This window comes from Sulfurimonas sp. (assembly GCF_028694895.1).
Classification (GTDB): Bacteria; Campylobacterota; Campylobacteria; order Campylobacterales; family Sulfurimonadaceae; genus Sulfurimonas.
In genome coordinates, this window is record NZ_JAQVKA010000005.1 from 1 (window position 1) to 22659 (window position 22659).

The following is a 22659-nucleotide window of genomic DNA, read 5'->3' on the forward strand; positions in this document are numbered from 1 at the left end:
TTTGCTTCATTTTCTTTCAAAACAGGAGTATCAAGTTTTATATTTTTCACTCTTATTTTTAAAAGTTCTTCAAGCTCTTGGCTACCTAAAAATGCTATATATTTTTCATTGTTTTTCTCATCCAACACACTTATGGTCTTTGTTACAAAATTTATATCTCTTGGTGTAATCTTGCAAATTGCTCCAACTCTAGCTCCTGTAGTCAAAGCAAGTAGTGTAAATATGTGTAGCTGCTCATCTAGCTTAGTATGATCTAGCAAAGTAAAAATCTCTTCTTTACTTAGATATCTTTCTCTTATATTATCAACTTTTAATGATTTTATTTTTTTCAATGGATTTTGAGTAGCGATATTTTTTTCGATTGCATAGTTAAAAATGGCACTCATTTCTCCCAAAATAGTGTTAACAGTTTTTGGAGCAAACTCTTTTAATTTAAGAGTCTGTAATTTTTGTATCTCTTCTGATGTAATGCTTTTTATATCTTTTTTGCCCAATAATGGAGATATATGCATTTCATACTTTCTTTTAGATAGTTTATTGTTACGGTTATGGTTCTCTTTTGATTTATAATGCTCTAATGCAATGCTATCAAGCGAAACTATATCTTTTTTCTTTCTCTTAAGAACAGCTGGCGGTTCTTCTCCGAGTTTTATTTTATTTATAAACTCATTTCTTTTGTTGTAAGCATATGTCTCGGTAATACCGTTTGATTTTTTACCTACCGTGAACCAAGTTTTTTTATTTTCTGCGTCTTTGTAATTGATGGAGTATGTTATATCTCCATCTGTTAGTTTATTAAGATAGACGCCTGAATATTTTTTACTTTTTATTCTTGCCAAATTGTTACCCTATTGCTACCCAAAATTTAAAAATCTATATAAAAGTATAGCGAACTTGATATAATAAAAACAAGGTTTAAATCCCTAAAATATGGGACTTTAAGAGACAATAGACAACTTTAAGAAACTTAAGGAATTCTTTTAAATAGAGTTCGAATCTCTGAGGGTCCACCACCTATTTTTTTATAACTCCTTTAATTTAAAATACTCCAATAAATTTTCAAACAACTCATACTTAATCTTATAATTTTAATATTCGTCTTTAAATTCTGTAATTTACCCTGTTTTTAGCTTGCGTTAGCGTTTTACTTTATATCTTAACGCTCTTATAATGAAGTTTTATGTAAAATTTCTCCATTATGAAGATGATTAAAAATAAAGCCTTAACTTTACTACTTTTTACTTTTGTTTTTTTTATGGTGCATGATTATATTGTGCAAGATCTCCATTTAGATACAAAGTGCGAACTTAGCAGTAAAGTTTGTGACAAGGCAGAAGTGCAAACCAAGATTCATGATGCCATCGATAATATCTTCAATTTCAACCTTCAACAAAACCTTTTAATAGAGACAAAAGTCTTAAGCACTCAACCTTCTAGCAGCATACTTAATCTAAGCTCAAATACAAATCCTGTTCCACAAAGACCACCGCTCTTATAAACTTTTTTTTATAAACTTAAAATTTTAAAAAAGGTAAAACTATGAAAATAAAACTATTTTTACTCTTTTTTGTCTCTATAAATCTATATGCAAAAAATCTAAATGAGATAACGCAAGCATTAGAGGCGAGCAAAAGAGTAACTTCAATGAAAGAGCAGACTAAATCTGATATCGCTCAAGCAGAATATCTTGGCTCTTATAATGCCCCATATTTAGGCCTTAGCATATCTAATGCTGATGAAAGTAACGATAAAGGAGAAGAGTACTCGGTTGGTATATCCCAAGAGATAGCTCATCCTTTTGCAAGCAGTAGTAAAGTGGTGGCAGTACAAGCAAAGAGCAGAGCAATAGAGCAAGGCGCATCTTATGCTCTTGATATTTTGACTCTAGAAGTAGCTAAAAAATACCATCAAGCTTGTATATCAAAAGAGATAAGCAACTCTTTACAAAGGCTCTATGATGAACAAAATGAGAGCTTTTTTAAACTACAAAAAGCTTATGAGCTTGGAGAGATTTCAAAAAAAGAGCTACTTTTTAATAAGCTAGACTTAGCAAAGACTCAGCGTAGTGTAACAACTTACAAAAGAGCCTATATAACTGAGCTCTCAAATCTTCAAGAGATGATTGATAATCTTGATATAGAAGAGTTAGAGTGTAATGATTTGGCAAAAATCACAAAAGGGATAGAGCTAAAGAGCGTTGATGAGCACTCTCTTATAAAAGAGATAACTTATGAACAAAACTCAGCTAAGTCTTTTTACAATGTATATAACTCAACCTTTAGCACTATCGGCTATGAACTGCTTTATGAAAAAGAGTTAGATACAACTCGCTATACATTTGGGATTAGCGTTCCACTTGACTTCTTAAGCTCAAAAACAGAGATACAAAGGGCTGAGTATCTCCATAAAGATGTATCACTTATAGCTAAAAAAGAGTATCTAACACTAGAGATACAAAACTCTTTAAAGACGTCTGCCCTAAAACTAAAGACTCTTTATGAAGAGTTTGTTTTACTAGAAGAAAATGTTTTACCAATGAGTTTAGAGCTAAAAGATTTGGCTAAAAAATCTCTTATGGAGGGTCATAGTAGTGTTTTAGAATATCTTGATGCTACAAGATCATACTCAAAAATATCTCTCGAGTTTCAAGAGATTAAGAAAGATTACTACAATGAGCTTTTTGAATTTTATAAAAAAGCGGATATAAAAGGAAATTTATGAAAATATTATCACTATTAACACTTGTTTATATGAGTCTTTTTGCAACTATAGAGATGAGTCAAAAACAGCAAGACGATTTGGGCATAAAAACTACAAAAGTTAAAAAAGCCACAAACATAGAGTTTGGAGCATATAACGCAAAAGTTACACTAGATGCAAAAGATATCATATCTGTTGGGCTCGCAGTTGACTCTGTTGTTGTAGATATATTTGTTACAAAGCTAACGCATGTAAAAAAATCACAAAAGCTTCTATCCGTAAAAAGTAGCGCTCTTTTAAATCTTCAAAAGGATTATATAAACGCTCTGATTGAGAGTGAAAACTCACTTAAAAACTACCAAAGAGATGAAAAACTATATCTTGAGGGCATCATTTCTCAAAAAAATTTACTAGCTTCACAAAAAGAGAAACTAAACTCTGCGCTAAAAGTAAAGCTAAGCGAGGGTGAGCTTCTAATGAGTGGTTTTGATGGCTCATTACTAAGAAGTGTAAGAGAGACTCATAAGCTTGTAGAGTCTATAAATATTTTAGCACCAAGAGACGGTTTAGTAGATGCGATAGCCATAAATATCGGAGAAAAAGTAGAATCAAACAGAACTATGATGAAAATCTATGCTGATGCAAAGAGGTATTTGGAGCTAAATGTGCCTATTGATATAGCAAATAAAATAGCTTTAGGAGATAGATGCTACTTTGAGAACTCTAGCGCTAAAATCGTTGCTATATCAAACATAGCAAATGAACAAACGCAGTCAGTTGCGCTTAGAGCCATTATAGAAGATGCAAAAGATGTCATGATAAATAGAGTCTATTTTGCAAAGATAAAAAAGAGTGTAGAGAACGCTTTTGAGATTGAAAAAAGTGCTTTGCTTTACGAACAAAACAAGACTATCGTCTTTAAAAAAGTCTCAAACGGATATGAGCCTTTGGATGTTGTGATACTAAAAGAAAACACTCAGAGTTATATCATTCAAGCACCACTAAATGAGAATGATTCCTTAGCTTCTAGTTCAACTTCTACGCTTCTTAGTGCTTTGGAGCATGCAGATGAGTGAGAGACTAATAAACTTTGCACTCTCTCAAAGGCTCTTAGTTCTCCTTGTGGCTGTGGCAGTTCTATTTTTTGGTGCATCATCAATGCTCAAACTACCAGTAGATGCATATCCTGATGTCGCTCCAACTCAAGTAAAAATCATACTAAAGGCCTCAGGGATGACGCCCTCAGAGATGGAATCTCGTGTGATGATCCCAGTAGAGCAAAACTTACAAAGCATACCAGACCAGAGAATAGTCCGCTCTATTGCAAAGTATGGACTTTGCGATATAACTATTGACTTTGAAGAGGGTGTTGATATCTACTGGGCAAGACAACAAGTAGCGCAAAGGCTTAGTGAAGTAAAAGATATACTCCCAGAAAATCTCACCGGAGGGCTAGCCCCAATAACGACGCCACTTGGTGAAGTTTTGATGTTTACTATCGAGTCTGACACTCTTGATTTGATGCAAAAAAGAACGCTGCTTGACTGGGTAATAAATAAAAGAATTCGCTCTATCGATGGGGTTGCAGATACCAACGCTTTGGGTGGTTATGTCAAGACTTATGAAATAACTCCTGACTTTGCAAAGATGAAACTTCACAAGATTACAATGGAGATGCTAGAGGACGCTGTTAGAAAAAACAATAAAAACGATGGAGTAGGAAGACTCTCTGTTGGGGAGCAAAGCCTTTTTATCAGAACAGAGGGAAGACTCAAAAATCTTGATGACATCTCAACGCTTATCATTAAAAACGAAGACTCAAGAGATGTAAGAGTTAGTGATATCGCCGAGGTAACTATAGGCTCGCTTACAAGAGGCGGTTTTGTAACAAAAGATGGCAAAGAAGAGGCTGTTCAGGGGTTGATACTATCAAGAAAAGGGGTTGATACTTCTGGAGTTTTAAAAAGGGTAAAAGCTGAACTTGCTAATATTGAAAAAGATTTACCAGAAGGTACAACTCTAAATATCTTTTATGACCGCTCAGATTTAGTCGCAAAAGCCATACATACAGTTACAAAAGCACTTTTAGAAGCCATGGCGCTTATATTGATAGTTTTGTACCTATTTTTGGGAAGCTTTGCATCAGCTTTTAGTGTAGCGATAATCTTACCGTTTGCCGCAATGATGACCTTTATAGCTATGAGCTACTTTGGTATCAGCGCAAATCTTATGAGCCTTGGCGGGCTTGCTATTGCTATTGGTATGCTAGTTGATGCTGGGGTTGTTATGGTTGAGAATATAGCCGAACATTTAGAAGATGAGAAGTATAAAGATGAATCAAAACTAAGTTTAGTTATGAGCTCTGCAAAAGAGGTAGCAACACCAGTCTTTACAGGAATACTAATCATCATCATAGTTTTTTTACCACTCTTAACGCTAGAAGGTTTAGAAGGAAAATTATTTGTTCCCGTGGCTCTTAGTATAGTTTTCGCGCTTACGTCATCTCTTATCTTAGCGCTTAGTTTTATCCCTGTTGTTAGTTTTTATGTACTAAAAAAGACTCCACATAAACCGGTAGCTTTGATGACATTTTTACAAAAAAGATATGAGAAGATACTAAGATACTCACTATCTAATCAAAAAAGCATCTTTGTAGCAGTTGGAGCTTTATGGATAGTTGCAGTTATCGCTTACATGGGTGTTGGAAAGACGTTTATGCCAACCCTTGATGAGGGAAATGTAATCATCGGTATAGAGAAAAACCCATCTATTTCGCTTAATGCAAGCCGTGATATTGACTTAAAAATACAACAAGCACTTATGCGAGAAGTTCCAGAAATCCTCTCTATTGTGGCTCGTGGTGGTAGTGATGAGATAGGACTTGATCCTATGGGATTAAACGATACAGATACCTTTTTGGTTTTAAAGCCAAAGGATGAGTGGAGAGTTCCATCTAATGAGTGGCTTCTTGATGAGTTTAGAAGAGTTTTAGATGAGTTTGTAGGCATTGAGTATAGCTTTACTCAACCCATAGCTATGCGGGTCTCAGAGATGCTCAGTGGCTCAAGAGGGGATATAGTTGTAAATATCTATGGCGGAGACAGTACAAAGCTCGAAGAGATAGCAAAACAAGTAGTAAAAATTGTAGAGTCCATTAGAGGGAGTAGTGATGTTTACAAAAAAGCAAACGAGGGAGTTGCTTACCTCGAGATTGAATTTAAAAATGAAGCAATGGCAAGGCATGGTGTAAGTAAAGATGAACTATCTAACTATCTAAAGGCTAGTGTTGATGGGATAGAAGTAGGGATAATCCAAGAAGAGTTAAGACGAATTCCTTTGATGATAAAGGGTGATAAAACTCTTCAAACAACTATGAGCAAAAACATGAACTTGCAGTATGTGCTCCCTAGTGGAGAGAGCATAGAGATAAATGAACTCTTAGAGTTTAAAATGACGCAAGGTCCAGTGCAGATTAATCATGAGAACTCTTTGAGAAAAAGTCTTGTGCAAACCAATGTAGTAGGGCGAGACTTAGTTAGTTTTGTTAACGAGATTAGCTCTGAAATAGACTCAAAGTTAGAACTTCCTCAAGGATATTATATAGACTACGCAGGAGAGTATCAAAACCAACAAAGAGCATCAAAGCGTCTATCTATAGTAATTCCTCTGAGTATTGCTCTTGTTTTTATCTTGCTTTTTGTGACATTTAAATCATCATTGCAAGCTTTATTAGTCTTGTTAAATATACCTTTTGCCCTTATTGGTGGAGTTTTTGGACTTTACTATACTGGGGAGTACATGAGTGTGCCTGCTAGCGTTGGTTTTATTGCACTGATGGGGATTGCTGTTTTAAATGGAGTCGTGATGTTAGAGTACTTTAACAAGCTCAAAGGAACTATACAAGACTCAAAAGAGCTTGTGATTCAAGGCTCACTTAGAAGACTCAGACCTGTTTTAATGACGGCTTCAATAGCAGCTCTAGCCCTTATCCCGATGCTATTTGCAACAGGACCAGGCTCTGAGATACAAAAACCTTTAGCTATAGTTATCATAAATGGTTTAATATCATCAACCTTTTTAACTCTAGTTCTTTTGCCAATCTTGTATCATAAATTTGTAGCAAAAAAATTTTAAAAGCTATGAGTGACTATTAACAAAAAGTTTATAGTCACTTTAGAGCGTATAAACTCTAAGAACTTTTGGTAAAATACGCACAACATAAAATTAATAACAAAGTAAAAAAATGAAACCATCAGAAAAAAATCAAACTAGAACTAATAAGAGTAAAACAAACCAGAGCAGAACTAATCCCAGCAGAACAATTAAAAAATTTCCAAAAGATAAACCTTTAGATAGCGCTCCAAAAAATGAGGTCAAAGAGATGTTTTTTCAGTGGTTTAAAAAGCGCAATAGCGTAGGTCAGATTATGAGCAAAGAAGATGTTGTTAGCAACGTTATAGCAAAGTTAGATGCCAAGCAAAACGATGCACTAAAAAAAGCTATGGATGAACTTATAAACAACGGCTTTGTAGACGTTCAAGATGATGGACTAACACTTGTACTAACACAAAGAGGCTCTGAATTTATAAAAGACTAATCCTCTCTTAGTAGAGCGTTAGCTTCTAGCGCCATCTCTAACTCTTCGTCTGTTTTTATAACAAAAAGCTCTATTTTACTTGTTTGTTTTGAGATTTTTATTAGGTTCTCTTCATTTGCCCTATCATCTAACTCTATCCCAAAAAGTTCAAGATTTTTAACTATCTTAGCCCTTATGGTAGGAGAGTTTTCACCTATTCCAGCGCAAAAAGCTATAGCATCAACTCTTCCAAGAAGTGCCATATATGAGCCTATATACTTCTTTACTCTTCTTACCATCATCTCTATAGCTATATGGGAGAGTTCATCATCTCTTTGCATTATCTCTCTTAAATCAATCTCGCCGCAAATCCCTATAAGCCCAGAGCGTTTGTTTAAAATCTCTTCTACCTCATCGGCGCTATAACCCAACTCTTTTTGAAGATAGATAACTATTTGAGGGTCTATATCTCCGCTTCTGCTGCCCATGATAAGCCCTTCAAGTGGCGTAAATCCCATAGAGGTATCTATACTTTTACCGTTTTGTATGGCGCATGCACTTGAGCCGTTTCCTAGATGAAGTGTTATGATATTTAGCTCATGTGGACTTTTTCGCATCAAATGGGCTACTTTTTTCATAACATAAGAGTGAGATATCCCATGAAAGCCAAATCTTCTAATATTGTGCTCTTTATAAAGCTCATAAGGTAGAGCGTAGAGATATGCTTCTTTTGGTAGGCTTGCATGAAAAGAGGTATCAAAAACTGCGATTTGAGGAACATTTGGAGCTTTTTGGAGGCTTATCAAAATACCTTCCACGTTTGCTTTGTTATGAAGTACAGAGAGTGGAATCAGCTTCTTTATTTTGTAAATCAAGTTTTCATCAATTAGAGTAGCACTCTTAAAAAAGTCACCGCCGTGAACAACTCTATGTGCAATAGCGTCAAATGATGAGAAATCTTCTATGATTTTGTACTCTTTTAAAATGTCATCTATAAAACTTAAGCCTTTATCATGAGTGTCTATTTTATCGTTAAACACTTTTGTCTTATCTTTGTACTTAAAAGTGGTTTTTGATGACCCCTCAGAGATTTTCTCTATATGTATATGCGCTAAAACTTCACTTTGTGGCATAAGGTAGAGTTTGAATTTTATAGATGAACTTCCAGAGTTAATAACTGCTATCTTCATATATTTGCCTGTATTGCGGTTATCAAGATAGTATTTAGCACATCATCAACGGTGCATCCACGACTCAAATCGTTTATAGGTTTTTTAAGCCCTTGTAAAATCGGCCCAATTGCCAAAGCTCCGCTTGAGCGCTGCACTGCTTTGTAGGTATTGTTTCCTGTATTTAAGTCTGGAAATATAAAGACACTCGCCTCTCCCGCTACTTTTGAGTTTGGAAGTTTTATGGAAGCTACACTTTTATCTACTGCTGCGTCATACTGCAAGGGACCATCTACTTCAAGATCGCTTCTTAGAGATTTCACTATCATCGTCGCTTCTCTTACCTTATCGACATCCACGCCACTTCCACTCTCTCCAGTTGAGTAAGAAAGCATCGCTACCTTTGGCACAATATCAAAAAGCCAAGCTGTATCCGCACTCGATATCGCTATTTGAGCCAGTTCTTTTGCGTTTGGATTTTGATTAAGGGCGCAATCGCCATAAATCAGAACTTTAGTTTTAAGGCACATAAAAAAGATGCTTGATACTAACTCAACATCTGGTGTTGTTTTTATGATTTGAAGGGAAGGTCTTATAGTATCTGCGCTTGAGTGGAGTGCTCCACTTACCATACCATCAGCATATCCTAAATGCACCATCATCGTTGCAAAGTACGTTGAGTGAATCATGGTATCTCTTGAAGCTTCAAGTGTTATGCCTTTATGTTTTCTCATCTCATAAAAAGAGTGGCAAAACTCCTCTAGAAGTTCTGACTTTTCATGCTCTATTATTGTTGCTTTACTAATATCAAGGCCGAGCTTTAAAGAGTGTTCGCGTATCTCATCTGCTTTACCCAAGAGGGTAATATCGGCTACATCGCGGCGAAGAACTATCTCAGCAGCTCTTAAAATCCTCTCATCGCTACTCTCTGGTAGAACTATATTTTTCTTCTTTTTACGCGCCATCTCAAAGAGTTTGTATTGAAACATTATGGGTGTCATTACATCACTCTTTTGTACTTTTATCTTCTGCTCAAAAGCAGCCATATCTATACTTGCACTAAAGAGTCCAAGAGCTAGGGCAATCTTGCGCTCACTGTTTACCCTAAGACGTGGATATACTTGAAGCAATTTTTTTACGCTCTCAAATGCATCGTCCTCTATACTTAAAAATGGAATCTTATACTCATGAAGCCCTAAAATAATCTTTTTGAGGCTTTGGCTAAGCTCTGAATCACCCACAAAAAGTACCGCACTTATTTTTGGATACTCTTTTGAGTAAAATGAGGCAATAAGGGCTAGGATAATATCTGATCTCTTTGCATCAACTATAACCAAAGCATCCTCTTTTATCTCCTGCAAAAACTCATCAACTCCTAAAGAAGCTACTACAAAACCGCGCACTGCCCTTACATTGTCATTTTGCGAAAAAACTATTTTTTTAGCCTCAAGAGTCTCCGTGATATCCTCTAAAGTAAGTACATCAAGCTCTGGGAGCTCTTTTAAGAAGGAGATATTTGGCGAGTACTCTTTGAGCTTATTTTCTAACTCTGGGAAATTTTTCTCATCAACTCTACTAACAAACATACTAAAACAAGGGATATCTAAAGCTAGAAGGTTTTGTTTTTCTATGGAGATATCTTCATATATCTCTTGAGATGAGCGCTCTTTTGCGCTAAAGATGCTTATGATGGATGAGCCAAAGTTTTGGGCAAGAAGTGCATTTATGTTTTGATTTGAATTTGATGTAAATAAAGAGCGAGCGATACCCTCACAAAGTATAAACTCATAACGCTCTTGGAGTTTTTTAAACTTCTCAAAGAGCTGGGTTATAAGCTCATCTAGACCCTTTGAGGCGATAATAGATTCAACCTCACCAAGGTCAAATCCATAACACTCTTCATAACTCATATCTAGTTTATATTTTTGTGAGATAAACTCTATATCTTTATCTTTTATATTTTTATCAAAGATGATGGGGCGGAAGAAGGCAACTTTGTCTATCTTTGTCTTTAGTATTTCCATGATTCCCATGGTTATAAAAAGAGAGCCTACGTTTTTGTGTAGTGCTGAGATATATAGTGATTGTACCTTCATGAAAAAAACGCCCCTCTAATAAGTGCGGCTAATAGCCGCGCCCTGATAAATTATTATATCAGAAAAAGAAGAAGGGCGCTTGAGGCTTTTTAAGAGAAAAAGTGGATTTTACTTTTTAAAGTTTTCATACTTATACTTTGTCATAGGAGTAGTATCAGTATTTCCCCACTCTTTCATAGAAGCATCATAAAGTCGTATGTTCTTGTATCCTAAAACGCCAGCTAATACAAAGTAGTTGTAAGACGCTTCAAGACCACCAGTACAATAAACTAGTACCTCTTTGTTTTTATCAAGATTATATCCATCGCTAAAGAGCGCATCAAGTTTGCTTTTATCTTTTAACATATAATCTTGATTTACAGAGTAGTTCCACGAATAACTCATCGCACCCTTGATATGTCCATCTCTTTTTACACCATTTGTCGGGGTAATTCCTAGATAGTTATCCCCTGGTCTTGCATCAACCATTGGAATTTTTCCAAGATTTTTTAACACATAATCTTTTGAAGCTATGAGTTTTGGATTTGCTACTGCTTTAAAATCACTCTCTTTAAGAGTTGTCTCTTTTTGTGTTAGTGTACCTTTTGCTTTACTCCAAGCCTGTTTTCCACCATCAAGAAGCGCTACCTTTTCTACACCAACATAATGAAGTGCCCAAAAAATATAACTTGTTTTTAAAAAGTCTATAGGAGAGAGGATATCTGCATAGATAACTACTTGTGTATTTTTATCTATGTTGTGAGAGCGTATCTCTTTTTCTATAACATCTAACTCTTTTAGAAGTGCGTAAGTACCATTGTCGCCACGCCACTTAGCTATTGTTGTGTGAGTTGCATTTGGGATATGAGAAAGAACGTAGCTCTCCTCTGAGGAGACCTCAACTATACGCAGATTTTTATTGTCTAGATTTTTACTTAACCAATCAACACTTACAATTGGCTCCATCGCGAATGCGCCAATTGCAATAGATAAAGAAAGCAGTACTTTTTTCATGTTATACCTTTAATAAAATTTCTATCATTATATGGATATGTTCTTTATAAGATATGTTATTAAAAGGTACTTTTTTTCTTTTAGCTATCTTTCATCTTGATAAAAAGGTTTTTATTGAAGCACTATCTCTTTTACTTTATCTTTCTCAAAAACAAACTCATATTTTAGTATCATCTGATTGTTTCTATATATCTCCATCACATGCTCCCCTGCGTCAATAGAGTAGACACTCTTTTTTGAAGCAATTACCCCAAATTTAACACCATTATCTATACTAATTTTTACATCCTTAGCTTTTCCACTAAAGTAAAAGTATGATTTTTCAATAGGCTTTGGCCCCTCTTCTTTACTAGAACACCCAGATAAAAACAACGATAATAATAACGCACACAAAAGCAGTAATCGTCTCATTAAATGACTCCAAATCAGATATATATCTCTAAAAAAATTTAACATAGTCTAACACAATAGCAATTAAAATTTATGTTACCATATGAGATATTATCCGAAGAAAAGGACCTCCATGAAATATATACGATTTTTTAATGAGTTAAATATAGGTGATATTGCAATAGTTGGCGGAAAGAATGCTTCACTTGGAGAGATGTACCAAAAGCTCACGCCAAAGGGTGTCACAATTTCTAATGGATTTGCTACGACAAGTGATGCTTACTGGCTTCTTTTAGAAGAAAATGGCATAAAAGATGAGATTAAAAATATCCTCAATGGCTTAGATATTACAGATACAACCAATCTTCAACAAAGAGGTTTAAAAGTAAGAAACCTAATCCTCTCATCAACTCTTCCAAAAGCCCTTGTAAAAGAGCTTGAAGAGGCATATAAAAGACTCTCAAACGAATACAATTCACAAAATATTGATGTAGCAGTTCGCTCATCAGGAACAGCAGAAGATTTACCAGATGCCTCTTTTGCAGGTCAGCAAGAGACCTTTTTAAATGTAGCCTCTTATGAGGAGTTACTCAGTAGCACTCTAAAGTGTTTTGCTTCACTCTTTACAGATAGAGCCATAAGCTACCGAACAAGTAGAGGTTTTGATCACTTCAAAGTTGCTCTCTCAGTTGGTGTACAAAAGATGGTAAGAAGTGATACATCATCAAGTGGAATAATATTTACAATAGATACAGAGAGCGGCTCTGAGAATCTAATCCTGATAAACTCTATCTGGGGGCTTGGAGAGAATGTAGTTAGCGGGAGAGTAAATGCTGATGAGTTTTTTATATTTAAACCAACTCTAAAGCGCGGGATAAACACTATTTTAAAACGCTCTTTAGGAAGTAAAAAAGAGAAGATGCTCTATGATGAAAAATCACGCACGCTAAACGTAGCAACCTCACAGAGTGAGCAAAATAGCTTTTCAATAAATGACAAAGAAGCCATAGAACTAGCACGACAAGCTCTAATCATTGAAGAGCATTACAAAAGAGCAATGGATATAGAGTGGGCTAAAGATGGCCGTGATGGCAAACTCTACATTGTTCAAGCAAGACCAGAGACTGTAAAAAGTAGAGAAAGTGGTAGTACGAAGAGTGAGAAGTACTCCCTTGTGAGCAACAAAAATTTGAAGGTTTTAACTTCAGGGCGAGCTGTAGGTGAGAAGATTGGAAGTGGAAAAGTAACTATCATCAACGATACCTCTGAATTTTCGCGCTTTAAAAGTGGCGATATTTTAGTTGCAGACACAACAAATCCTGACTGGGAGCCTATTATGAAAAAAGCTTCAGCAGTTATAACAAACCGTGGAAGCAGGACTTGCCATGCGGCCATTGTTGCAAGAGAGATAGGCGTTGCGGCAGTTGTTGGGTGCTCAAATGCCACAACAGTTTTAAAAGATGGACAAGGTGTAACTGTTAGTTGTGCGCAGGGTGATGAGGGATTTGTTTATGATGGAGAGTTAGAGTACACAATCAAAAGCATTGATATGGATGAGTTCAAACCTACTAAAACAAAACTCTTTGTAAACATAGGAAATCCTGCAGAAGCGTTTAAAGTTGCAAAAATGCCAAACGATGGTGTGGGACTGGCTAGAATGGAGTTTATTATGAGCAACTCAATCAAAGCTCATCCAATGGCATTAGTCGATATGAAAAAAGGTAAAAAGGTAAAAGAACAAGATAAAATCATCTCTTTCATGACTCCTTACAGTGATGCAAAAGAGTTCTTCTTAGAAAAAATCAGCGAGGGTGTGAGTATGATTGCAGCGGCTTTTTATCCAAGGCCTGTGATTATACGAACAAGTGATTTTAAGAGTAATGAGTACCGTAATATGCTCGGTGGAGCGGAGTACGAAGCGCTTGAAGAAAACCCTATGCTTGGCTTTAGAGGAGCTAGTCGTTACTATGATGAGAGCTATAAAGAGGCCTTTGAGTGGGAGTGTGCAGCACTAAAGAGAGTACGTGATGATATGGGACTTGATAATATAAAAATAATGCTCCCTTTTGTAAGAACTCCTGATGAGGGAAAAAAAGTAATCGAGATTATGAATAAACAAGGGCTAACTCAAGGAAAAAATGGACTTGAGATCTACGCTATGTGTGAAATACCATCCAATGTTATCTTAGCAGATAAGTTTTTAGAGATTTTTGATGGTTACTCTATCGGTTCAAACGATTTGACACAGCTAACTCTTGGCGTTGATCGTGAGAGTGCAAAAATATCTCAAATATTTGATGAGAGAGATGAAGCTGTAAAGCGAATGTTGCAAATGGCGATAGAAGCGTGTAAGCATAAAGGAAAATACATAGGAATCTGCGGTCAAGCACCATCAGACTACCCTGAGATAACAGAGTTCTTAGTTCAAAACAACATCGATTCGATATCGCTAAATCCTGACTCTATCTTTAAAATGTATGGTGTTGTAAGTAACTCTGAGAAAAGGAATCTAAAGGCTTAGCAAAAAGAAGCGCCAAAAAAAGCGCCTCTTTTTCTCTAGCTTAGTAAAATCTATAAAAGTTCTTCTCTAAGCGCCTCAGCTGATTTGATAGATAAAAGTCCTGGAGCCACATCAAAGGCAGTTTTTGCTCCAAAATCTCCACTTTTACTTAATCTATAAGTAGCTCTTGCATAAGCAACTAACACACTTGCTGTAAACTCTGGGTTGCTATCAAGTTTTATTGCATACTCAATTACCTGATTATTCTCTTTGCTTGAACTTCCACTTCTGATTACAAATCCACCATGTGGCATTTTGTTATGGTTCCTTTGTAGCTCTTCTTCACTTATAAAATGTATAGTTGTATCATAAGGCTCAAAGTAGTTTGGCATATTTTTTATCTCATTTTCTACACGCGTAGCATCAACTCCATCTTTTAAAACAACAAAACACTCTCTTGTATGCTTTTGTTTTGTAGAGAGCGTCGGTCTAGCACCACTTCTCACCATCTCTATTGCATCAGAAGATGGAAGAGTATATTGGACACCATTTTTCACACCCTCAACTCTTCTAATAGCGTCAGAGTGCCCTTGGCTAAGACCTTTACCCCAAAATGTATAAGTATCTCCATCTGGCAGAAGTGCTTCTGAATAAACTCTATTTATAGAAAACATCCCCGGATCCCATCCTATAGCTATCATAGCTACTTTGTTGTTTTCACGTGAGGGTTTATCTACACTTGAAAAATACTCTGGAATCTTTGCGTGTGTATCAAAACTATCTACGATATTGAAGTTTTTTGAGAACTCTGGACCTTGTATAGGCAGGTCATCTTTTGAACCGCCGCAAAGGATTAAAACGTCAATCTCGTCTTTAAAATCTAAAATATTATCAATTGAGAAAACTTTTGTATCCCCACAAAGAGTTTTTAAACTTTTTGGGTCTCTTCTTGAGAAAACCCCGACAAGTTTCATATCTGGGTTTTTTAAGATAGAGTGCTCAACCCCTCTGCCTAAATTTCCATAGCCTGCAATTGCAATTTTGATTTGATTTTTCATATAAATTCCCCATGAATAAAATATAGTTTTTTGTAAGATTTATTTGACAAAAAAGTAGATGAGTATCTTACAACTTGAAATATTTTATAGCACTTAAGAAGATAAATATTTCAATAAATACAGAGGATTATGTTGCTTCTAGCACTCTTTTAAAGACGTTTTTCATTTTTTAGTTAGTAACTTATGATAGAATTGCGGCTATGAAATTAAATATATTGCTCTCAATACTCTTTGCAATTGTTACTAGCTTTGCTGCTATTCATGAAGTAGAGCACATACAGCATAACGATGGTGCAACCTGTCTGATATGTTCAGTAAATCATAACTTAGTGTCAGATGATGCAGTTATCTCTGCAGAGAATGTTGAACTTTTTCATTTTGAAGCCATTGCTCATACAGCCCCAATCTCTTATATTCACACTCAAGCAAAATCAAACCAAAACAGAGCCCCTCCAAAACTATCCTAAACCAAATAAAATAAAATAAAATAAAAAACCTCATATCTTTCAAAAAAGGATGTGTTGTTTTGTTTAATAACAATATGGCAAATCTCATATATCTCAAAAAATCTATTTTTTTGAAGCTTTAGGGGGATAGAAGGGACTTTAGTCCCTCCAGCAAAACGGACGGGTTCGTTTTGTTGTATAAAAATAATAACAAGAGAAAATTATGAAAAAAATATTATTATCAAGTGCACTATGCACGGCTTTAGTTTATGGTTTAGATGTGCTTCCTGCGGAAAAAAGAACTTTTGATCAGTCAAAGTTTATCCCAGATATATCACTTATTATGGATGCTTCTTATGTTGATAGAAATGTAAAAGATGCTGATGTTAAACACCTTGCAGTTCCCGGTGTAGTTCATGGTCTGCTTGGCTCTCACTCTCATGGAGATGACAACCATGCAACTTATAATGTAGATAATGGATTTAATCTCAACTATGCAGAACTAGTTCTCTCAAGCTCAGTTGATCCATTTTTTACAATGGATGGCATATTTCACTTCTCAGAGAATGGTGTTGAGATAGAGGAGCTGTTTTTTACTTCAAATGCTCTAGGTTATGGTACAAAAGTAAAGGGTGGAAAGTTTAACTCAAACTTTGGATATCTAAATGAGCAACATCACCATACTTGGGATTTTGCAGATATGCCACTTGTTTATGAGTCGTTTTTAGGCATGCACGGTATCAATGAAACGGGAGCTCAAATCCAATGGACTGCTCCAACACCATTTTACTTAATGGCTGGTTTTGAGATTTTGCAAGGTGAAAATGAGCAGATGTTTGGAAATCAGAGCGTTGATTTGACTGTAATAAACCCACTAGCTATTCCACAAACTGCCGAAGCGAGTGATGGCGCTGGCCTTTATGTTGGATATATAAAAGCATCACATGATATTGGAGACACTACAATACTAGGAGGAATCTCTTATGCACAAGGTGACTCTATGATAGATCACAGCGTTGATGAAGAACCAACTGTATTTAGTGGTGATGCAAAACTATATGGCGCTGACTTGGTTATCTTACATGCACTTGATTCTTATAGTTCTATCAAATGGCAGAGTGAGTTTCTTGCAAGAGAGCTAGATGGTATAGAGTACGCTAATAATAGTTTGGGCGTATTTATATCTCCAACAATGCTTAAAAAACAGAGCGGGTTATACTCACAACTTATCTATACACATGATAAAAACTGGAGAATGGGTGTGAGATATGACACAATACTTCAAAATGATGTTATTGAAAATGGTGTAACAATAGAGCAACCAGATGGACTAGACAAATACACAGCAATGGTAGAGTACCACACAAGTGAATTTGCGAGATTTAGACTTCAATACAGCCGTAATAATGCAATGTTTGATGAAGATGGAGAGAGAAAGAAAATAGACACGATAATTTTACAGGCAAACATCTCAATCGGTGCGCACGCAGCACACTCATTCTAAGATGAAAAAGTTACTAACACTCCTAACACTATTGCCGCTAACACTCTTAGCGCACTTAAATATTGTGGTTAGTTATCCTTATATTGGTGCTCTAACAAAGAGTATCGGTGGCGAGCATATAACGACTACTGTGTTAGCAAAGGGAAATTGGGATCCACACTTTATCATTCCACGTCCTTCTTTGATAACAAAAGTTAGAAATGCAGATGCACTTATCATGAATGGAGCCCAGCTTGAAATCGGCTGGCTTCCACCTCTAATAAACAGAGCAGCAAATCCAAAAACTTCACCTTCTTCGCCAACTTTTTTAAATCTATCACACCATGTAGAGCTTATAAATAAGCCCTCTTTAGTAGATAGAAAAGATGGCGATATTCACCCAGATGGAAATCCACACTTTCATCTAGATCCACAAAATATCCTTCTTCTTGCAAACGTTATAAAAGAGTTTCTTATCTCAATTGACACTGAACATAAAGAGGTATATGAGAAAAACTACAAAGAGTTTTTTGATATGTGGAGTGAGAAAATTGTTATTTGGAAACAGAAGATGCAGAGTAAAAATGGTCTTAAAGTGATACAGTTTCATGATAATCTAGCCTACTTTAACAAAGCTTATGGGCTAACAAACATAGGCACGATTGAGCCACTAGCGGGAATTCCCCCATCTTCAAAACATACGATAGAAATTATTGAGCTTATTAAAAAAGAGCAGCCTTGCTGCATCTTACATGATGTTTATCACTCCACAAAAACAGCAGATTTTATAAGCCAAAAAAGTGGCATAAAAGTGATTCTTATGCCTCATGATATAGAAGCGCTAGATAGTATCGATAACTTAAGCGCTCTATTTGATTATCTAACAAGTGCCATAAAATGATAGATATTTTACTAGTTCCCATCGCTCTTGTAGTCATACTTGTTATGCTTCACTCATATTTTGGTATGGAGATATTAAAGAGAGGCATTATCTTTACAGATTTAGCAATAGCGCAGTTTGCGGCTCTTGGCTCATCTATTAGTCTTGGATATTTTCATGAAGAACATTTTTATATACTAACCCTTGGCTTTGCCCTACTTAGTGCCTCTCTTATAGCTTACGCAACAACTAGAAAACTTCACCTTGAAGCATTCATCGGGATTTTATATGTTTTGGGAGCTAGTGGGATTATGATGGTTTTATCTCACTCTGCTGAGGGGATGGAGCATTTTAAATCACTTCTTGCTAGTGATATACTCTTTACTCCGCCGATGGAAGTATTAAAGAGTGGGGTTATATATGCTTTTATAGCAATGGCGCTCTACTTTATATACCCAAAACTTAGTGGATTTTTTAAAGAGCTTCTCTTTTTCTCACTCCTAGCTATAACAGTTACTTCATCTGTCTCACTTGCAGGAGTTTTTGTAGTCTTTGTTCTTCTTATTGCTCCTCCTTTTGTAGCACTTTCTTTAAACTTTAAAAGGCCTTTACTTGGGAGTTTCATCTTTGGATGGGTTTTTAGTATAAGCGCAATTATCCTATCATACTTCTACGATTTGCCAACTGGTTATGCTATTGTCTTTTTAGGAGCATTTCTAACCGCACTTATCGTTTTAGTAACATCAAAAAAGGCGTTAAATAACTGATATGAATTTTCCAAATGAATGGACACAAAAAGAATTTTTGCAAAACAAAAAAGAGCTTGAAGCCAAAGGTGTAAAAGTTCTTTTAATTGACACGATTCTCTCTCCCATAGAAAAAGCAGATACGGTACTCTACAACCCGTATGAGTTACAAAGCGAGCCAGAGGGAAGTGTCTTTGTGTTTTACTGCGACACGGGTAAAGCGACACTAAATAGGCTAAAAGAGTATAAAGAAAAGTTCCCAAAACACCACTGCATCTCACTGCATGGTGGCAGAGGTTACTGGCGAGTAAATATGATGGTTCTTGATGAGTGAGCACATAAAACAGCTTGAGTGTTTCATAGAAAATCTCCGTAGTGATAATTTTTATGATGCACATGAAGACATGGAACTATTATGGTTTAAGAGACGATTTGAAGACTCCGATGAGATAAAACTTCTAAAAGGTTTTATAAACGCGTCTGTAAGTTTTGAACTTTTTAAAAAAGGCAAAGTAGAAGCTTCAAAAAAAGTTTGGCCAACCTATCTAAAATACAAAGAGCTTATTCACAATATAGACTCACCATATCTAGACACATACAATCTCATCATACAAGAGATACAACTCATAAAACAGTCTCAAAACAAAGCAGAGTGACACTATTTCTGATATACTTCCGAAAAAATTTTACAAGGGCATAAAAGATGGATATATCAAAATATAATGACTTACTCATTAGTTATGTAAGTGAATACGGTTTAAAAATTATTGCGGCTATTGCCATATTTTTTATTGGTAAAGTTATTGCTAAAAAGATAACATCAGTTCTTAAAAAGATTATGATAACTGCGAAGGTTGATATAACTCTAATTGAGTTTTTATCAAAAGTTATTTATTTTGCTCTTTTTATAGTTGTTATACTAACAGCACTTAGCACTCTTGGTATAAATACAACATCATTTTTAGCAATCTTTGGTGCTGCTTCTTTAGCCGTTGGTTTAGCGCTTAAAGACTCTCTCTCAAACATTGGCGCTGCTGTTTTAATCATACTATTTAGACCTTTTAGGGTTGGAGATACTATAGATGCTGGTGGCTCTTTTGGTAAGGTTGAGGGGATAAACCTATTCTCAACTGTATTGGCAACACCTGATAACAAAACTGTTATGATTCCTAACTCATCTGTTATAAACTCTACTATAACAAACTACTCTAACAAGCCAACACGCCGCGTAACTCTAAGTATCGGTGTTGGATATGATGATGATTTGAAGTTTGTAAAAGAGACCCTACAACAAATCATAAAAGAGGACGAGAGAGTTCTAAAAGATCCAGAACCGTTAGTTGCAGTTAGTGAACTAGCCCAAAGTAGCGTAAATTTTACATTTAGAGTATGGGTCAATAATGACGACTTCTGGAATGTAAACTTTGATATGTTAGAAAAAATAAAAACTACGTTTGATGAAAAAGGGATATCTATTCCATTTCCACAAATTGATATTCACACAAAAAAGGATTAAAAAAATGTACAAAACTATGATAGCCCTCTCTTTAGTTACCTCGTGTCTAATGGCTCAAAATACAGAAGATATAAAAGATGAGATAAAAGATACGCAAGCTAGGATTGCCAAGTTAAAGGCAAATCTAAAAGAGCTTCAAGCAACACTTCCAAAAGAGGATTATGTGTTTAAGGCTCGTGCTGAAGTTGGATATGTATCAAACTCTGGAAACACAGACACAGAAGCTTTTAATGCTGATGTAAAGCTAACTAACAGTTGGGATTTACACTCTCTTGAACTCTCAATGCTTATGCAGTATGGAACAGAAAATGGTAAAGAGAACAAAAACAGATTTTTGGGCGAACTTGTTTATGATTATAAGTTATCTGAAGTGCTCTCTCTTGACTACTTAGTTGGATATAAAGATGATAAATTTTCTGGTTTTGACTACCAGTTCTATACAGGACCTGGTGCTAAATATGTGGCTATCAAGACTGACTTTAATGATTTTACAGTAGATGGAAATCTCTTATATGCAAAAGATAAAGTTTTTGGTGAGCAAGATAGAGAATACTATGGTTACAGACTAAAAGGCGTATACAATATGCAGGTGCTAGAGAACTTAAAGTTTCACCAAACGCTTAGTTATAGATCAGAATTTTCTGACCTTGGAAACTACTTTGCTTACTCAAAAACAGCATTTACTACAAGACTCTCTGAAATATTTTCAGCTGGTATCGCGTACCATATCGACTATACAAATCAACCAGCACTTACTGGAAAAACTTCAACAGATAAAATGTTTACTTTTAACCTGATTGCTGACTACTAAGGCCTCTTTGACTAACTCCCCAAAGATATAAAAACCAAGTTGCCATAAGTGCGATGAATGTCGCACTTAAGAAGAGGTAACTTGGGTATAACTCATAAATATACCCCGCCATAAGCGCGCCTAAAAACGCTCCAAAACCATAAGTAATCCCTGAGAAAAACTGTTGTGCTAAAGCTTTATGTTTATAAAAATAGAAAAGATAACTAATTGCCGCTGAATGAAAGAGTGCGAAGCTAAGCGCATGCATAGATTGAGAGAAAAATAACATACCTACATTGTTAGGAAATGCAAAGAGTAAAAACCAACGAATAGCTGTTATAAAAGTAGTTAGTTGAAGTATCAAAAGTAAGTTTTTACGTAAAAGTGCCCCTTGGAAATAGAGCATAAAAATCTCGACAATAACACCAAAAGTCCAAAGATAGATTGTTATATCAAGAGTTACACCATGATCTGTTGTATAGATAGTAAAAAAGTTATAAAAAGAGCCAAAACTAACCTGCATAAGAGTAAGTCCAAGCCATAACTTCCAATCTTTTAAAAGACTTATATCGTTTATATGCTCTATCTGTTTTTCCAAAACAGTAGATGCTTTTCTTGCTATTATATGTCCAAAGAGTGCTGTTATAAAAGTTAAAACTAAAAGATATAAAAGAGCCATACTACTATCTTCTAAAAACTTTACCAAAACAAGAGCTACTAAAATAAACCCTACAGAGCCAAAGAGTCTTATCTTTCCATATCTCTCTTTTTGTAAGTATTGAAGCGATATTACCTCTACATATGGAAGGACAACACTAAGGCCTACACCCAAAGCTATGTTTGAGAGAAGTAGTTTGTAGAAGCTTTCAAGTGAGAAATAAAATGACAAGGCACTAAGAACCATTATTAAAAGTGCGATATTAAAGCTCACTATATTTATCTTAAGCCCTTTTATAAAAGCAAAAGGAACTATAAAGCGCACAAGAGGAGCTGCTGCAAAGATTATACCTATATCACTTGCACTATATCCTGCCATAGAGAGTACTTTTGGCAAGAAAATAATATAGACACCAATAATTGAGAAGTAAAAGAAATAAAAGATTGCTAATAATAATGACATGCGCAATTGTACTATGTTATCAATAAAACAAAAAAAGATAATAACATATACTCGATATGTAGTTATGTTAGCGCTACCTCAGATGAAAAGTGGCACAAATTAGTCAAATTTTCTAACTATTTACTCAATGTTAACTAATAATTAATATCATTACCCATCTCAATTATGTTCAACCCCTTTCATAATAGAGATATAT

Annotated in this window: 21 protein-coding genes; 14 read left to right on the plus strand and 7 right to left on the minus strand. The window is 35.4% G+C overall.

Features of this window, described 5'->3' with window-relative positions; genetic code table 11:
- Nucleotides 1–839 (minus strand): tyrosine-type recombinase/integrase (locus tag PHI38_RS01500; RefSeq protein WP_299851795.1); only part of this gene is annotated, 839 nt, incomplete at its 3' end.
- Between the two features lie 434 nt (nucleotides 840–1273).
- Here PHI38_RS01500 and PHI38_RS01505 point away from each other — a divergent pair.
- The 5 genes from PHI38_RS01505 to PHI38_RS01525 all read left to right on the plus strand — a co-directional run bounded on the left by PHI38_RS01505 (nucleotide 1274) and on the right by PHI38_RS01525 (nucleotide 7297).
- On the plus strand, nucleotides 1274–1498 hold the full coding sequence (locus PHI38_RS01505; protein ID WP_299851798.1) for a hypothetical protein: 225 nt from the start codon (nucleotides 1274–1276) through the stop codon (nucleotides 1496–1498).
- Nucleotides 1499–1539: 41 nt separating this feature from the next.
- The gene (locus PHI38_RS01510) at nucleotides 1540–2721 is read left to right on the plus strand and encodes a TolC family protein (protein ID WP_299851800.1); all 1182 of its coding nucleotides are present in this window, start codon (nucleotides 1540–1542) and stop codon (nucleotides 2719–2721) included.
- A complete protein-coding gene (locus PHI38_RS01515) occupies nucleotides 2718–3776 on the plus strand; it encodes an efflux RND transporter periplasmic adaptor subunit (RefSeq protein ID WP_299851803.1) in 1059 nt (352 codons plus the stop codon). The genes PHI38_RS01510 and PHI38_RS01515 overlap by 4 nt, the downstream gene beginning before the upstream one ends.
- The gene (locus PHI38_RS01520) at nucleotides 3769–6834 is read left to right on the plus strand and encodes a CusA/CzcA family heavy metal efflux RND transporter (protein ID WP_299851805.1); all 3066 of its coding nucleotides are present in this window, start codon (nucleotides 3769–3771) and stop codon (nucleotides 6832–6834) included. Before PHI38_RS01515 ends, PHI38_RS01520 begins: the two co-directional genes overlap by 8 nt.
- A 109-nt stretch (nucleotides 6835–6943) precedes the next feature.
- Complete coding sequence (locus PHI38_RS01525) at nucleotides 6944–7297, plus strand: hypothetical protein (RefSeq protein ID WP_299851808.1); 354 nt, start codon at nucleotides 6944–6946, stop codon at nucleotides 7295–7297.
- Here the strand turns inward: PHI38_RS01525 and PHI38_RS01530 are convergent.
- The 4 genes from PHI38_RS01530 to PHI38_RS01545 form a co-directional block, all read right to left on the minus strand.
- Nucleotides 7294–8466, minus strand: coding sequence for an acetate/propionate family kinase (locus tag PHI38_RS01530; RefSeq protein WP_299851811.1), 1173 nt, complete (start codon nucleotides 8464–8466; stop codon nucleotides 7294–7296). The genes PHI38_RS01525 and PHI38_RS01530 overlap by 4 nt on opposite strands.
- Entirely contained in the window at nucleotides 8463–10541 is a 2079-nt protein-coding gene (gene pta, locus PHI38_RS01535; protein ID WP_299851814.1) for a phosphate acetyltransferase, read from the minus strand. The genes PHI38_RS01530 and pta overlap by 4 nt, the downstream gene beginning before the upstream one ends.
- Nucleotides 10542–10649: 108 nt before the next feature.
- Nucleotides 10650–11534 carry a sulfurtransferase gene (locus PHI38_RS01540; protein WP_299851817.1) on the minus strand — a complete coding sequence of 295 codons (885 nt, stop codon included), beginning with the start codon at nucleotides 11532–11534 and terminating at the stop codon, nucleotides 10650–10652.
- Nucleotides 11535–11645: 111 nt separating this feature from the next.
- Nucleotides 11646–11945: a hypothetical protein gene (locus tag PHI38_RS01545; protein ID WP_299851820.1), complete on the minus strand. Its 300-nt coding sequence runs from the start codon at nucleotides 11943–11945 to the stop codon at nucleotides 11646–11648.
- Nucleotides 11946–12057: 112 nt separating this feature from the next.
- On the opposite strand from PHI38_RS01545, the gene ppsA reads away from it, so the two are divergent.
- On the plus strand, nucleotides 12058–14445 hold the full coding sequence (ppsA, locus tag PHI38_RS01550) for a phosphoenolpyruvate synthase (RefSeq protein ID WP_299851822.1): 2388 nt from the start codon (nucleotides 12058–12060) through the stop codon (nucleotides 14443–14445).
- Nucleotides 14446–14495: 50 nt separating this feature from the next.
- On the opposite strand, the gene PHI38_RS01555 is transcribed toward ppsA, so the two are convergent.
- Nucleotides 14496–15482: a diaminopimelate dehydrogenase gene (locus PHI38_RS01555; protein ID WP_299851825.1), complete on the minus strand. Its 987-nt coding sequence runs from the start codon at nucleotides 15480–15482 to the stop codon at nucleotides 14496–14498.
- A gap of 200 nt (nucleotides 15483–15682) precedes the next feature.
- On the opposite strand from PHI38_RS01555, the gene PHI38_RS01560 reads away from it, so the two are divergent.
- From PHI38_RS01560 to PHI38_RS01595, 8 genes are all read left to right on the plus strand, one after another.
- Nucleotides 15683–15949, plus strand: a complete 267-nt coding sequence (locus tag PHI38_RS01560; protein WP_299851828.1) for a hypothetical protein — start codon at nucleotides 15683–15685, stop codon at nucleotides 15947–15949.
- Between the two features lie 202 nt (nucleotides 15950–16151).
- Entirely contained in the window at nucleotides 16152–17432 is a 1281-nt protein-coding gene (locus PHI38_RS01565; RefSeq protein ID WP_299851831.1) for a hypothetical protein, read from the plus strand.
- Between the two features lies 1 nt (nucleotide 17433).
- Nucleotides 17434–18312 (plus strand): metal ABC transporter substrate-binding protein, encoded by an 879-nt coding sequence (locus PHI38_RS01570; RefSeq protein WP_299851833.1) that lies wholly within the window; start codon nucleotides 17434–17436, stop codon nucleotides 18310–18312.
- Entirely contained in the window at nucleotides 18309–19058 is a 750-nt protein-coding gene (locus PHI38_RS01575; RefSeq protein WP_299851836.1) for a metal ABC transporter permease, read from the plus strand. Before PHI38_RS01570 ends, PHI38_RS01575 begins: the two co-directional genes overlap by 4 nt.
- Before the next feature lies 1 nt (nucleotide 19059).
- Entirely contained in the window at nucleotides 19060–19371 is a 312-nt protein-coding gene (locus PHI38_RS01580; protein WP_299851839.1) for a hypothetical protein, read from the plus strand.
- A complete protein-coding gene (locus tag PHI38_RS01585; RefSeq protein ID WP_299851842.1) occupies nucleotides 19364–19693 on the plus strand; it encodes a DUF309 domain-containing protein in 330 nt (109 codons plus the stop codon). The genes PHI38_RS01580 and PHI38_RS01585 overlap by 8 nt, the downstream gene beginning before the upstream one ends.
- A 47-nt stretch (nucleotides 19694–19740) precedes the next feature.
- A complete protein-coding gene (locus tag PHI38_RS01590) occupies nucleotides 19741–20553 on the plus strand; it encodes a mechanosensitive ion channel domain-containing protein (protein WP_299851845.1) in 813 nt (270 codons plus the stop codon).
- 4 nt (nucleotides 20554–20557) lie between these two features.
- Nucleotides 20558–21364, plus strand: a complete 807-nt coding sequence (locus PHI38_RS01595) for a DUF481 domain-containing protein (protein ID WP_299851848.1) — start codon at nucleotides 20558–20560, stop codon at nucleotides 21362–21364.
- Here PHI38_RS01595 and PHI38_RS01600 read toward each other — a convergent pair.
- A complete protein-coding gene (locus tag PHI38_RS01600) occupies nucleotides 21342–22463 on the minus strand; it encodes an MFS transporter (RefSeq protein WP_299851851.1) in 1122 nt (373 codons plus the stop codon). The genes PHI38_RS01595 and PHI38_RS01600 overlap by 23 nt on opposite strands.
- Nucleotides 22464–22659: the final 196 nt, after the last annotated feature.

What these genes read in the sequence shown, in the direction of transcription:
- PHI38_RS01510 (WP_299851800.1), top strand. Translation starts at nt 1,540, where the DNA reads ATGAAAATAAAACTATTTTTACTCTTTTTTGTCTCTATAAATCTATAT.
- PHI38_RS01515 (WP_299851803.1), top strand. Translation starts at nt 2,718, where the DNA reads ATGAAAATATTATCACTATTAACACTTGTTTATATGAGTCTTTTTGCA.
- PHI38_RS01520 (WP_299851805.1), top strand. Translation starts at nt 3,769, where the DNA reads ATGAGTGAGAGACTAATAAACTTTGCACTCTCTCAAAGGCTCTTAGTT.
- PHI38_RS01525 (WP_299851808.1), top strand. Translation starts at nt 6,944, where the DNA reads ATGAAACCATCAGAAAAAAATCAAACTAGAACTAATAAGAGTAAAACA.
- PHI38_RS01530 (WP_299851811.1), bottom strand. Translation starts at nt 8,466, where the DNA reads ATGAAGATAGCAGTTATTAACTCTGGAAGTTCATCTATAAAATTCAAA.
- pta (WP_299851814.1), bottom strand. Translation starts at nt 10,541, where the DNA reads ATGAAGGTACAATCACTATATATCTCAGCACTACACAAAAACGTAGGC.
- PHI38_RS01540 (WP_299851817.1), bottom strand. Translation starts at nt 11,534, where the DNA reads ATGAAAAAAGTACTGCTTTCTTTATCTATTGCAATTGGCGCATTCGCG.
- PHI38_RS01545 (WP_299851820.1), bottom strand. Translation starts at nt 11,945, where the DNA reads ATGAGACGATTACTGCTTTTGTGTGCGTTATTATTATCGTTGTTTTTA.
- ppsA (WP_299851822.1), top strand. Translation starts at nt 12,058, where the DNA reads ATGAAATATATACGATTTTTTAATGAGTTAAATATAGGTGATATTGCA.
- PHI38_RS01555 (WP_299851825.1), bottom strand. Translation starts at nt 15,482, where the DNA reads ATGAAAAATCAAATCAAAATTGCAATTGCAGGCTATGGAAATTTAGGC.
- PHI38_RS01560 (WP_299851828.1), top strand. Translation starts at nt 15,683, where the DNA reads ATGAAATTAAATATATTGCTCTCAATACTCTTTGCAATTGTTACTAGC.
- PHI38_RS01565 (WP_299851831.1), top strand. Translation starts at nt 16,152, where the DNA reads ATGAAAAAAATATTATTATCAAGTGCACTATGCACGGCTTTAGTTTAT.
- PHI38_RS01570 (WP_299851833.1), top strand. Translation starts at nt 17,434, where the DNA reads ATGAAAAAGTTACTAACACTCCTAACACTATTGCCGCTAACACTCTTA.
- PHI38_RS01575 (WP_299851836.1), top strand. Translation starts at nt 18,309, where the DNA reads ATGATAGATATTTTACTAGTTCCCATCGCTCTTGTAGTCATACTTGTT.
- PHI38_RS01580 (WP_299851839.1), top strand. Translation starts at nt 19,060, where the DNA reads ATGAATTTTCCAAATGAATGGACACAAAAAGAATTTTTGCAAAACAAA.
- PHI38_RS01585 (WP_299851842.1), top strand. Translation starts at nt 19,364, where the DNA reads ATGAGTGAGCACATAAAACAGCTTGAGTGTTTCATAGAAAATCTCCGT.
- PHI38_RS01590 (WP_299851845.1), top strand. Translation starts at nt 19,741, where the DNA reads ATGGATATATCAAAATATAATGACTTACTCATTAGTTATGTAAGTGAA.
- PHI38_RS01595 (WP_299851848.1), top strand. Translation starts at nt 20,558, where the DNA reads ATGTACAAAACTATGATAGCCCTCTCTTTAGTTACCTCGTGTCTAATG.
- PHI38_RS01600 (WP_299851851.1), bottom strand. Translation starts at nt 22,463, where the DNA reads ATGTCATTATTATTAGCAATCTTTTATTTCTTTTACTTCTCAATTATT.